Annotated in this window: 11 protein-coding genes; 5 read left to right on the top strand and 6 right to left on the bottom strand. The window is 67.1% G+C overall.

Annotated elements, in window-relative coordinates; translation table 11 throughout:
• Window positions 1–469: 469 nt before the first annotated feature.
• Window positions 470–748: a hypothetical protein gene (locus tag ACIA8G_RS12220; protein ID WP_396418698.1), complete on the top strand. Its 279-nt coding sequence runs from the start codon at window positions 470–472 to the stop codon at window positions 746–748.
• 46 nt (window positions 749–794) lie between these two features.
• Here the strand turns inward: ACIA8G_RS12220 and ACIA8G_RS12215 are convergent, their stop codons facing one another.
• Window positions 795–1382, bottom strand: coding sequence for a hypothetical protein (locus ACIA8G_RS12215; RefSeq protein ID WP_396418430.1), 588 nt, complete (start codon window positions 1380–1382; stop codon window positions 795–797).
• 163 nt (window positions 1383–1545) lie between these two features.
• On the opposite strand from ACIA8G_RS12215, the gene ACIA8G_RS12210 reads away from it, so the two are divergent.
• From ACIA8G_RS12210 to dinB, 4 genes are all read left to right on the top strand, one after another.
• On the top strand, window positions 1546–3135 hold the full coding sequence (locus ACIA8G_RS12210) for a hypothetical protein (RefSeq protein WP_396418429.1): 1590 nt from the start codon (window positions 1546–1548) through the stop codon (window positions 3133–3135).
• Window positions 3136–3141: 6 nt separating this feature from the next.
• Window positions 3142–3684, top strand: coding sequence for a hypothetical protein (locus ACIA8G_RS12205; RefSeq protein WP_396418428.1), 543 nt, complete (start codon window positions 3142–3144; stop codon window positions 3682–3684).
• A gap of 306 nt (window positions 3685–3990) precedes the next feature.
• Window positions 3991–5598: an ABC-F family ATP-binding cassette domain-containing protein gene (locus ACIA8G_RS12200; protein WP_396418427.1), complete on the top strand. Its 1608-nt coding sequence runs from the start codon at window positions 3991–3993 to the stop codon at window positions 5596–5598.
• Window positions 5599–5611: 13 nt separating this feature from the next.
• Complete coding sequence (dinB, locus tag ACIA8G_RS12195; RefSeq protein WP_396418426.1) at window positions 5612–6805, top strand: DNA polymerase IV; 1194 nt, start codon at window positions 5612–5614, stop codon at window positions 6803–6805.
• An 11-nt stretch (window positions 6806–6816) separates the two neighbouring features.
• Here the strand turns inward: dinB and ACIA8G_RS12190 are convergent, their stop codons facing one another.
• Genes ACIA8G_RS12190 through ACIA8G_RS12170 form a run of 5 tightly spaced genes read right to left on the bottom strand, consistent with a single transcriptional unit; the run spans window position 6817 to window position 11737 of the window.
• A complete protein-coding gene (locus tag ACIA8G_RS12190; protein ID WP_396418425.1) occupies window positions 6817–8262 on the bottom strand; it encodes a long-chain fatty acid--CoA ligase in 1446 nt (481 codons plus the stop codon).
• Entirely contained in the window at window positions 8201–9517 is a 1317-nt protein-coding gene (locus ACIA8G_RS12185; RefSeq protein ID WP_396418424.1) for an MFS transporter, read from the bottom strand. The genes ACIA8G_RS12190 and ACIA8G_RS12185 overlap by 62 nt, the downstream gene beginning before the upstream one ends.
• A 14-nt stretch (window positions 9518–9531) precedes the next feature.
• Window positions 9532–9990 carry a MaoC family dehydratase gene (locus tag ACIA8G_RS12180; RefSeq protein ID WP_396418422.1) on the bottom strand — a complete coding sequence of 153 codons (459 nt, stop codon included), beginning with the start codon at window positions 9988–9990 and terminating at the stop codon, window positions 9532–9534.
• A complete protein-coding gene (locus tag ACIA8G_RS12175) occupies window positions 9987–10862 on the bottom strand; it encodes an amidohydrolase family protein (RefSeq protein ID WP_396418421.1) in 876 nt (291 codons plus the stop codon). The genes ACIA8G_RS12180 and ACIA8G_RS12175 overlap by 4 nt, the downstream gene beginning before the upstream one ends.
• Entirely contained in the window at window positions 10859–11737 is an 879-nt protein-coding gene (locus ACIA8G_RS12170) for an SDR family NAD(P)-dependent oxidoreductase (protein WP_396418420.1), read from the bottom strand. Before ACIA8G_RS12170 ends, ACIA8G_RS12175 begins: the two co-directional genes overlap by 4 nt.
• Window positions 11738–11759 lie beyond the last annotated feature (22 nt).

Raw genomic sequence — 11759 nt, 5'->3', positions numbered from 1 at the left:
CGACGGACGTGCCCTTCATAGTGAACCCGCAGCGGGTCGTCCGCCGGGTACTCGGCGCGGCCTTCAGCGTGACCACCCCGGAGTCCGGGTCGGGCCGCGCGCACCCTCGTCGAGGGGATGGACCGCCTGCGCTCGATCCTGCAGGGACGCAACCCTTTCTGACCGGTCTGGAGTTCTCGATGTCCGTTGTTGGCGCACTACCACCGCGCGACCAGCACACGGTCCGGCGAACTCGTTCTTCGGGTTTGCACCTCGGCATTCGAGGGCCGCTCCCGATCGTTCTGCACGTCCACGGTGACGGCTGGGGTGCAGGACAGGCAACGAAACGGCGTCCGGAAGTGCGAGACGATCGAGTCGCTCACCTGCACAATCGACGTGTCCGAACGCGAACGCGCCGATCCTGCCCGCAGCAGCGATGCTGGCGGCCCAGCGACACCACCTACCGACCGGCGAGACTCGCTGATCTCCCCTGCACGCCGCGGACGTCACAGGGCTCCCACCCACCACCGTTGTGGTCGCGGGCAACGACCCGCTGCACGACGAAGATCTCGCGCAGGCTCGACGCCGCTGGGTTCCCGTCGGGTTCTGTGCCCTACCCGCGGATGGCCCACGGCTTCATGAACGTGCCTCGAATGTTCGCCGATGCACCCGACGCGATGACGAAAGTCGGTGTGGCACAACGACGTTGATTACAGGTCTAGGCCCTGACGGGGCGCGCAGTTTCTTCAGCGAGCTCGTGTTTCTTTGAGCGCCTACACGATCACCTGTATCCGCAATGATTCGACACACCGCCATCACAAGTGGTCGACAAAGTTGGCCAGCAGCAGCCCCAGAAAGACGACCAAGAACACGGCAGCCGCCCACCGCAGGATCCGTACTGCGCGGCGCAGGCGCTCGTATCTGTGCCTGTGCTGCCGAACGATGATCCATAGCTCAACGTGCGCAGCCTCAAGGATGTGTGCGTGGTCCTGAGTCAAGGCGACCGACTGGAACTCGTTGAATGACGTCAGATGTCGCGACGAGTACGAGCCGTTGAAAATCGGAGAAGGGGGTAAATCTGCTCCCTCTGCGAATAGTGTTCTACTGTCCTTGATTGTCACCAAGGCGCCTGCCGCAGCGATCAAGGACGCGACAACCATGGAAGCGCTCGTGGCCAGGCCTACGCTGAATCCGGCGAGAAGCCAGGAGTTGTCCCAGCCACTCGAACCGAACAACTGTGCGAGGATCACCGCGTTGCCGGCCGAAAGCAGCGCTCCTGCACTCAGAACAACTGCAGCTCGGCTCGCCGTCGACGCACGCAGCCTGTCATAGCGGTCGATGTGCCATTTGACAAGCGCGACCTGGTCTGTCAACGCACCCGATGCTTCACTGGCCGATTGCATCAGCCAAGACCTCCAACCTGCCACCCTGCTGGCGGATACCAGCGAAGCCAATACCCGAGTAGACACGCGGTGCCGTCGCTCTCTGGTGCCGGGCGCTGAGGCGGAACGATCTTATCGAGGTCATGTACTGAGGGAGACCGCCCAACAGGTGAGGGGGCCGGCGTTGCTCGCCAACGAAGAAGTGTGGCTGGACAGGGTCGCCCCAGACGTCGTCACGGCCCTCAGCGAATGGACCGAGACAGCCGCAGTGGAGCTGGAATGGCGCGCCTGGCTGTCCGGTCGAAGCGGCTCCGCGATTGCGCGCGTGCGCACGAAGGTCCGAACTGGACGACGGGAACAGATCCTCAAACTGATCCCTCCAGAACTAGGGAAGCTGGAATCGCGCAACGTCAGCCTTGCGAAGCAGCACTCTCCAAGCGCATTCTTCGACAGGCACATCATTCCGACCATCGTCTCCGAAAAGCTTCCGGGATGCTCTTGGTACCTCCACGTCCAGGATGTGGGTGGCGGGGACGTGAGCAGTTGGGTGCCTCTCGCCAATATCATGATCGATCCCGCATTGGGTGACCACTGCGCTTCCATAATAAAATCAGTACACCTGGAGTGGAACGCCGAGCAGCCTTACGAGCACACTGAAGTCCCAGTCAACGAATATGTGCACAAGTCCATCGCAGACTACCTGCGTCCCGGCTGCGGACTCAGCACTTTCACCCAGGAAACGGGACTAAACCTCGAAAAGCCCGACCCATACGTGGATTTCTCTGGCCGAAAAGAGCGTCTACCTAACCCCCTAGCATTGCTGCGCCCGACAGACGAAGTGATCGAGATCTGGTCTGGCTTGTGCCATGGAGATCTGCACGTGCACAACCTACTCGTGCCAACCAAGCCAGTGATTGACGCGAACTCATACAAACTGCTCGACCTTGGAAGATTCACATACAACGGGCCATTGGCACGAGACCCGATGAAGTTGCTCGGATCGATAGCCGCCGAATGGCTGCCCGATCTTGCGCCCGACACCGGCCTCCGACGACGACTCGCAGAGTTGATCGTAGAACCAGACACCACCTCAGAGACTCCTCCGACCACGGGATATCGCGCGGTAAGCCAACGAATCCACGAGGCATCAGAGCTCCTCGCACTCGAGAGCGGCGCCGGCCACGACTGGCCGCGCCAGAAGTTGCTCGCACTGGCGATCGTGGCCCTGAGGCTCACATCCCAACACGCCCGATTCCCGTCCATCGCCGATCGTCGGTGGTTCTTCGAAGTTGCCGCACTTGCAACGCGTGCGTTCCACAATCTCGACCACACAAACCGAAATCAGCCCGGCGCACCAATTGAAATGCACAGAGCGGCAGCAGTCCACGAATTGGAATTCGACGAACCTGCAGCTGACCGAAGCGCACCGCCTGAGGCAAAGATCATCCAGCTGCGTCCGCGACCACATCCGGACGTTGTCCCAGAACTGCTCCTGCAGCTCTTACACGGAATCGATAACCTCTCACCGACGTCCAGCGGCGAACGCCTCGCAGACATCGGAGAGGGGCTGCGGGCACTAGCAACCCGACTGGAACACATCCTCGAAGATGCCGGGGACACTCTCGAGGTGCAACTCGAACTCAGAGCGGTTCGCGAGAAGCTCATCAGGATGTCCAACGCTGTCATCGCCCACAAGGTGCTGCCTGACATCCGCCAGGCAGGCGAAGAGTTGCGCCGTTCTGCGGACCAACGCTGGACCCGCAGCCAGAATTGACTCGCCGTGATCAGCCTATCCTCAACACTGGAGAATTGGCGTGATGAGGCCGAGCGCGTACTCGACGAACTTCAGAAAGCACCGGGAAAAGGTGGCAGTTACAAGGATAAATTCAGAGAATGGAACAAGACCGCAATAAGGGTACACAGGTCGAGTGAGAAGCTTTCCTCTCTCATGCACGCGCGCCGCAGAGAGTTCAGCAAACGGAACATCGCCATCAAAACAAAACTGGCCACCATTGCCACCTGGGAAATGGCAGCAACAAACCTGATTACCGTGCTCACCGGAATTACCGAGCAGCACGCGGGAAGCAAAACCCCCACCCGAACGGCCGACCAAATGAAAAGAGAGGCGCGCGCAGCTACGGAACTGCTTTTCGCCGTCAGACACTCTATGCTGGAAGCCATCGAGAGCATTGAGGAGCTCATCGTTGAGGTACGCAGCAAGTCCGAAAGCGCTGCGTCGATTCCTCGTCTAGAAGTCCGAGTGGACACGCACCGGTTCCGCCCTTCTGATGAAACGCTTCCAGACCTGAATGATGCGTCCTGATATGTCGAGTGAGGCGAGCCGGCCAGCGTCGTGGCCTGCTCTGCGGATCACTTCGGAGGACCGCTCGCGAGGACAACCAGGCTGGCATTCGCAGGGGTACGGCACTCAGTTGAGCCTGCTGCTACCGTGGGTGTGGAGATCAACGTCCCTGACGAGGAGTTCGACGTGCTGGTAGGTGAAGACGACATCTCCGGGTGAGCCCGGAAGGTGACAGGCCATGAGCGGCAACGCCGTGGTGGCCACTTCGTCGTTCCCCTGTCCATACGCGCGGTAGTCCCCGCGCAGCACCCTCCCGAGGTCTCTCCCATGTCACTTGTCGTGTCCAACCTGTCCTTCGCCTGGCCGGACGACACCGCGGTCTTCGACGGCCTGTCCGTCACGTTTCCCGACGGCCACACCGGTCTCGTCGCCCCGAACGGCGCCGGGAAGTCGACGCTGCTCAAGCTCGCCGCGGGGGCGTTGACGCCGGCCGAGGGCAGCGTCACCGCCGACGGCGTGATCGGCTACCTCCCCCAGGACCTGCCGCTGACCGCCGAACTCACGGTGGCCGAGGTGCTCGGCATCGCGGAGGTCCTGCGCTCCATCGCGGCCGTGGAGTCCGGCGACGTCGGCGAGGAGCACTTCACCGTCATCGGCAGCGACTGGGACATCGAGGAACGCACCCGCGCCCAGCTCGACCGCCTCGGTCTCGGCGACCTCGCGCTCGACCGCACGCTCGGCACGCTGAGCGGCGGGCAGATCGTCTCGCTCGGGCTCGCGGCCCAGTTGCTCAAGCAGCCGGACGTGCTGCTGCTCGACGAACCGACCAACAACCTCGACCTCGATGCCCGCCGCCGGCTCTACGCCGTGCTGGACGACTGGCGCGGGTGCCTGGTCGTGGTCAGCCACGACCGCGCGTTGCTCGACCGGATGGACCGCGTCGCGGAGCTCGACGGCGGCGAGATCCGGTTCTACGGCGGCAACTTCAGCTCCTACGAACAGGCGGTCACGGCCGAGCGCGAGGTCGCGGAGAAGAACATCCGCAGCGCCGAGCAGGAGGTCAAGCGCGAGAAGCGGGAGATGCAGCAGGCCCGTGAACGCGCCGCCCGGCGCGCCTCGAACGCGCAGCGCAACCTGTCCAACGCGGGTCTGCCAAGGATCTTCGCCGGCAACATGAAACGCAACGCGGAGGTGTCCGCCGCCAGGGCCGACGGCACGCACGCGAACCGGCTCAGTGCCGCCAAGGACCGGCTCGACCAGGCCGAGCGCTCGGTGAAGGACGAGCAGAAGATCAGCCTGGAGCTGCCGCAGACCGCCGTGCCCGCCGGACGCACGCTCTTCTCCGGCGCGGGCATCCGGGTGCGCGAGCTGTTCGAGGGCGTGGACCTCACGATCCGCGGCCCGGAACGCATCGCGCTCGCCGCCCCGAACGGCGCGGGCAAGTCGACGTTGCTGCGCGTCATCGACGGTTCCCTGACGCCGGACAGCGGTGAGGTGAAGCGGGCCGACGGCCGGATCGCCTACCTGTCCCAGCGCCTCGACCTGCTCGACGACGCCCGCACGGTGGCCGAGAACCTGGCCGCGGCCGCTCCGGCGATGCCGCCCGCGGAGCGGATGAACCTGTTGGCGCGCTTCCTCTTCCGGGGCGCGCGGGCCCACCTGCCGGTCGCGGCGCTGTCCGGTGGCGAGCGGCTGCGCGCCACGCTGGCGTGCATCCTGTTCGCCGAACCCGCGCCACAACTGCTGTTGCTCGACGAACCCACGAACAACCTCGACCTCGTCAGCGCCGCGCAGCTGGAGAGTGCGCTCAACTCCTACCAGGGCGCGTTCGTCATCGTCAGCCACGACGAGCGGTTCCTGAACGAGGTGAAGATCGACCGCTGGTTGCGCCTGGACAACGGCGTGCTGCTCGACGGAGCTATGCCGAACGAGTGAAGGATGCGAACATGTGTTCGTGACCGCCGCGACCATCCTGCACGCCGACCTGGACGCGTTCTACGCGTCCGTCGAGCAGCGGGACGACCCACGCCTGCGGGGCCGCCCGGTGATCGTCGGCGGCGGGGTGGTGCTGGCCGCGAGTTACGAGGCCAAGGCGCGCGGCGTGCGCACCGCGATGGGTGGCGCGCAGGCGTTGCGGCTGTGTCCACACGCGATCGTCGTGCCACCGCGGATGTCGGCGTACTCCGCCGCGAGCAAGGCGGTGTTCGAGGTCTTCCGCAACACCACGCCGCTGGTCGAGGGCCTGTCGATCGACGAGGCGTTCCTGGACGTCGGCGGCCTGCACCGGATCGCCGGTCCGCCGGAGGTGATCGCCGCACGACTGCGGGCGGACGTGCTCGAGCTGGTCGGGCTGCCGATCACCGTCGGCGTGGCCAGGACGAAGTTCCTGGCCAAGGTCGCGAGCGCGGTGGCCAAGCCGGACGGGCTGCTGGTCGTGCCACCGGACGGTGAGCTCGAGTTCCTCCACCCGTTGCCGGTCGAACGGCTGTGGGGCGTCGGCGAGGTGACCGCGGCCAAGCTGCACGACCGCGGCCTGCACACGGTCGCCCAGGTCGCCGCGTTCGACCAGCGAACCCTGGTGGCGATCCTGGGCAAAGCGGCCGGCAGGCACCTGCACGCGTTGGCGCACAACCAGGATCCGCGTCCGGTGCAGACCGGGAGACGCCGCCGTTCGATCGGCTCGCAGCGGGCGCTGGGCCGCCGGCCACGCACACCCGACGACCTCGAGGCCATCCTCGCCTCCCTCATCGACGGCGTCTCCCGGCGCCTGCGCACGGCCCACCGCGCGTGCCGGACCGTGGTGCTGCGCCTGCGTTTCGCCGACTTCACGCGGGCGACCCGCTCACACACGTTGCCGCATCCCACGACGGCAACGGATGTGCTGCTGACGACGGCGAAACTGCTTCTCACCACGGCGATGCCCCTGATCACGAGCCGCGGCATCACGTTGCTGGGCGTGTCCCTCGCCAATCTCCAGGACGAGAACCCGATGCAGCTCATGCTCCCGTTCGAGGACCACGAGCCGGGCGCGCTCGACTCCGCACTGGACCACGTGCGGGACCGCTTCGGCACCTCGGCGGTGACGCGGGCGGTGCTGCTCGGGCGCGACCCCGGCATCTCGGTGCCGCTGCTACCGGACTGACGAGGCGTGCGTCAGGCGTTCATGGGGAGGCGGCGCAGCGCGGACTTGAGCACCTTGCCCGACCCCGTGCGCGGCAGTTCGGCCACCACCTCGACGTGCACCGGGATCTTGTACTTCGCCAGCCGGGGCAGCAGGAACTCCCGCAGGCCGGCGGCGTCGAGAGCGGAACCCGGTCGTGAGCGCACGAACGCGCGGCCGACCTCGCCCCAGCGTGCGTCGGGGACGCCGACCACCGCCACCTCGGCGACGTCGGGGTGGTCGGCGATCACGTTCTCCACCTCGGCCGGGTACACGTTCTCGCCGCCGGAGATGTACATGTCCTTGACCCGGTCCACGACGTACAGGTGACCGTCGTCGTCGAGGCGGCCGATGTCGCCGGTGCGGAACCAGCCGTCGTCGGTGAACGCGGCGGCTGTCGCGACGGGGTCGTTCCAGTAGCCGGGGGTGACGTTCGGTCCCTGCACCTCGATCTCACCGTTCCCGGCGAGCCGGATGTCGTCGAAGAACACCGGCACACCGGCGGATCCCGCCTTGCGCACGCTGTCGCCCGCCTCCAGGAACGTGGCGCCCGGCGCGGTCTCGGTGAGGCCGTAACCCTGGCAGAACACCAGACCTCGTTCCTGGTAGGTCCGGATCACGGCGTCCGGCACGGCCGCTCCCCCGCACATCAGCATCCGCACCGACGACAGGTCGGCGGTGCGCCAGTGCGGGGAAGCGGCGAGGTCGCCGTACATCGTGGACACCCCGAACATGTACGTCACCCGGTACTTCTCGATCAGGGCGACGCACTCGCCGATGTCCCAGCCGGGGGTGATGACGCTGCGGCCGCCCTTGATGAAGGTCGGCAGCAGCGTCTGGGTGAGAGCGGCGACGTGGAACAGCGGCGCGGTGACGAGCGTGACCTCGTCGCTCGCGAGGTCCGCGCCCACCAGCAGGTTGAACGTGTTCCACAGCAGGTTGGCGTGGCTCAGCACGGCGCCCTTGGGCCTGCCGGTGGTGCCGGAGGTGTAGAGGATCAGCGCGGGGTCGTCGATCGCGACCGGCACGTCGAGCGGTGCGGACGAGCCGGCGGCGAGCCACTCCTCGTAGCCGTCGAGCGAGATCGCCGCCTGGTGCTCTGCCCGGTGCGACGGCGCGTGGATCAGCACGCGCGCGCCGCTGTCGGCCAGCTGGTAGTTGAGCTCCGCGGGGGTGAGGCGGAAGTTCAGCGGGACGAAGATCGCGCCGAGCAGGTGGGCGGCGAACATCGTCTCGGCGAACGACGGATGGTTGGGGCCGAGGTAGGCGACCCGGTCACCACGCCCGACGCCGAGTTGTTCCAGTTGCCGCGCCAGCCGCGTGGTGCGGTCGGCCAGTTCCGCGTAGGTGGTGGAGACGCCGTCGAAGGTGAGAGCGTCACGCGCCGGCGCGATTCGGGCGCGGCGCGCCGGCCAGCTGCCCAGTCCCGCGTTCCGCATTCCGGTCTCCTGTCAGGCTCGTGCGGCTGGTCTCCTGCAACGCCAACGTGCACACGACGGTGAGCAGGCAGAACGCCGCGAGGATGAACGAGATGGCGGTGGTGCCCGAAACAGACTGCACCTGGGCGAACAGCAGCGGGGCGAGCCCGGCGCCGAGTCCCGCCAGCTGGTAGCCGAGCGAGGCGCCGGTGTAGCGGCTGCCGGTGCTGAAGAGCTCGCTGTAGAGGGCGGCGAGCGGGCCGTACATCATCGGGTGGATCACGGCCTGCCCCAGCACGAGGGCGATGATCAGGAAGCCGTTGTCCACCAACGGGAAGAGCACGAACCCGAACGCTGCCATGATGACCGCGCCGGCGAGCACCACCGGCCGCCTGCCGAACTTGTCCGAGGCCGCGGACCAGCCGAGGATGCCGAGCACGGCGAGCGCGGACGACAGCGTGAGGGCGTTGAGGATCACCTGCCTGCTGGTGCCGGCCTGGACGCCGTACGCGAGCACGAACGTCGTCAGCGTCGACTGCGCGACGAACGCCGAGAGGCCGACCCCGATGGCGAGCAGCAACGTGCGCGGGTGGTTGCGCAGCACGTCCATCAGCGGCGCGGAGGAGCGCTTGCGCTCCGCCTTGAACACCGGCGTCTCCTCGACCTTGCTGCGCACGAACAGGCCGATACCGAGCAGCACCAGGCTGAGCAGGAACGGCACCCGCCAGCCCCAGTCGAGGAACGCCCGCTCCCCCACCAGCGCCGCGGTGCCGGTGAGCGCGGCGGTCGACAGCACCATGCCGCACGGCGCGCCGGCGTTGGTGAAGCTCGCCCACAGGCCACGGCGTGAAGTGGCGTGCTCGGCGGACATCAGCACCGCTCCGCCCCACTCACCGCCGACCGAGATGCCCTGCACGACCCTCAGCAGCACGAGCCCGGCCGGTGCGAGCCAGCCGATCTGGGCGTAGGTGGGCAGCACACCGATGAGGAAGCTCGCGATGCCCATCATGCTCATCGTGAGCACGAGCATCTTCTTGCGCCCCAGCAGGTCGCCGAAGTGTCCGAAGAGGACACCGCCGAGCGGGCGGGCGAGGTAACCGGTGGCGAACGTGCCGAAGCTCGCGATGGTCGCGACCAGCGGGTCCAGCGAGGAGAAGAACACCTTGCCGAACACGACCGCGGAGGCCGTGGCGTAGAGCAGGAAGTCGTAATACTCGATCACACTGCCGAGGAAGCTCGACGCGACGGCCCGGCGTAACTGCGTTGTTGTCGCCATGACTTCACTTCACCTTATGCGTAGTGGCGGTAAACGGCGCGTGCGACGCACGCGGGCTTCTCTGACCCCTCGATCTCGACCGTGAAGTCGACGACCATCTGCACGCCGTTGCCCGCGACCTCGTCGGCGGACACGACCTGGCCCTTCAAGCGGATCTTGGCGCCGACCGGCACGGGCGCGGGGAACCGCACCTTCTCCAGGCCGTAGTTGACGCTCATCCGCACGCCCCCGATGGCCAGCAGGTCACCGAAGAGCGGGATGAGCAGGGACAACGTCAGGTAGCCGTGCGCGATCGTGCCGCCGAACGGGCCGGCCGCGGCTCGTGCGGGGTCGACGTGGATCCACTGGTGGTCGTCGGTGGCGTCGGCGAAGGTGTTGACGCGCTCCTGGTCGACCTGGAGCCAGTCGGTGTAGCCGAGGTCGGTGCCGGCGAGGGCCCTGAGTTCGTCCAGTCCCTGTACAGCGGTGGTCATGCGTCCTCCTTGACGAGTCCGAGCAGGCGGGCGGCGTTGTGCTTGAGGATCTTCGGCCGCACCTCGTCCTTGATGTCGAGCGCGGCGAAATCTTGAAGCCAGCGGTCCGGCGTGATCACCGGGTGGTCCGAGCCGAACAGGACCTTGTCCTGCAGCACGGTGTTGGCGTAGCGGACCAGGTTCGGCGGGAAGTACTTGGGCGACCAGCCGGACAGGTCGATGTACACGAACGGCTTGTGCGTGGCGACCGCGAGCGCCTCGTCCTGCCACGGGAACGACGGGTGCGCGAGCACGATCTTGAGGTGCGGGAAGTCGACCGCGACGTCGTCGACGAGCATCGGGTTGGAGTGCTTGAGCCGGATCCCGCCGCCACCGGGCACCCCGGCACCGATCCCGGTCTGTCCACTGTGGAACAGCGCGGGCACGCCGAGCTCCTCGATCACGTCGTAGAGCGGGTAGGCCATCCGGTCGTTCGGCGCGAAGTCCTGCAGGCTGGGGTGGAACTTGAAGCCGCGCACGCCGTGCTCCTCGACCAGCCTGCGCGCCTCCCGCACCGCCGCGCGCCCCTTCCACGGGTCGACGCTCGCGAACGGGATGAGCACGTCGGCGTGCTCGGCGCAGGACGCTGCGATCTCCTCGTTGGCGATGCGCGGGTGGCCGGTGGCGTGCTCGGCGTCGACGGTGAAGATCACCGCGGCCATCGAGCGTTCGCGGTAGATCTCGGCGGTCTCGGCGATCGTGGGCTGGCGGTGGGCCGCCTTGAAGTACTTGGCGGAGGCCTCGATCAGCGCCGGGCTCAGGGAACTGTGGCCGTCACCGGAGATCTCGGCGTGCGTGTGCACGTCGATGGCCACCAGGTCGTCGATGTTCATGGCGCCACCGGAAGCGGAATGCCGTAGGTCTCGGGCTCGACCACGTCCCACTGCCCGGCGATCGCGTCCGCGCTCCAGCCACCGTCGGCGAACAGCACCTGCTTCTCGGCGGGGTGCCGCCACAGCGCGAGCCGGTCGCCGCCGATGCCGATCGCCTGCCCGGTCACGCCCTTGGCCGCGTCGGAGGCGAGGTAGACGATCAGTTCCGCGACGTCGCCGACGGTGCCGAGCCCCTCGTCGCGCCGCACCCAGTCCGGCAGCGGCTCGCCGGTGCGTTCGGCCTCCTCGATCAACGGCCCGAACGCGGGAATCGTCTTGGTCATCTCGGTGGCGGCGACCGGGACGACCGCGTTCACCGCGATGTCCGATCTGGAGAGCTCCAGCGCCCAGGTGCGCGCCATCGCGACGATGCCGGCCTTGGCGGCGGCGTAGTTGGTCTGGCCGAAGTTGCCGCGCTGCCCGGCCGGTGACGAGATCAGCACGAGGCTGCCGCCCGTCCCCTGCTCCCGCATCCGCACCGCCGCCGCGCGGGCGCAGGTGAAGGTGCCGCGCAGGTGGACGTTGATGACGGCGTCGAAGTCGTCGTCGCTCATCTTCCACAGCACCCGGTCGCGCAGGATGCCCGCGTTGGTGACCAGCACGTCCAGCCGCCCGAACTTCTCGACCGCGGCGTCGACCAGCAGCTGGGCGGTCTCCGCCGACCCGACCGGGGCGACTACGGCGTGGCCGCCGATCTGCGCGGCGACCTCCTCGGCGGCGTGGTCCACGTCGTTCACCACGACCTTGGCCCCGTTGCGCGCCAAGGCTTCCGCGTACGCCCGGCCCAGCCCGCGCCCGCTTCCGGTGACGATCGCGACCTTTCCCGACAGATCCATCCGACGAGTCCTCTCCGTTGGG

The sequence above is a fragment of the Lentzea sp. NPDC051213 genome, assembly GCF_044455585.1.
In the GTDB taxonomy this organism is placed as follows: domain Bacteria; phylum Actinomycetota; class Actinomycetes; order Mycobacteriales; family Pseudonocardiaceae; genus Lentzea.
This window is presented reverse-complemented; position numbering and strand designations above follow the sequence as displayed.

Bases quoted from the DNA above. Each gene is read 5' to 3' on its own strand.
- ACIA8G_RS12185 (WP_396418424.1), bottom strand. From the start codon at position 9,517: ATGGCGACAACAACGCAGTTACGCCGGGCCGTCGCGTCGAGCTTCCTC.
- ACIA8G_RS12215 (WP_396418430.1), bottom strand. From the start codon at position 1,382: ATGCAATCGGCCAGTGAAGCATCGGGTGCGTTGACAGACCAGGTCGCG.
- ACIA8G_RS12170 (WP_396418420.1), bottom strand. From the start codon at position 11,737: ATGGATCTGTCGGGAAAGGTCGCGATCGTCACCGGAAGCGGGCGCGGG.
- ACIA8G_RS12200 (WP_396418427.1), top strand. From the start codon at position 3,991: ATGTCACTTGTCGTGTCCAACCTGTCCTTCGCCTGGCCGGACGACACC.
- ACIA8G_RS12190 (WP_396418425.1), bottom strand. From the start codon at position 8,262: ATGCGGAACGCGGGACTGGGCAGCTGGCCGGCGCGCCGCGCCCGAATC.
- ACIA8G_RS12180 (WP_396418422.1), bottom strand. From the start codon at position 9,990: ATGACCACCGCTGTACAGGGACTGGACGAACTCAGGGCCCTCGCCGGC.
- ACIA8G_RS12175 (WP_396418421.1), bottom strand. From the start codon at position 10,862: ATGAACATCGACGACCTGGTGGCCATCGACGTGCACACGCACGCCGAG.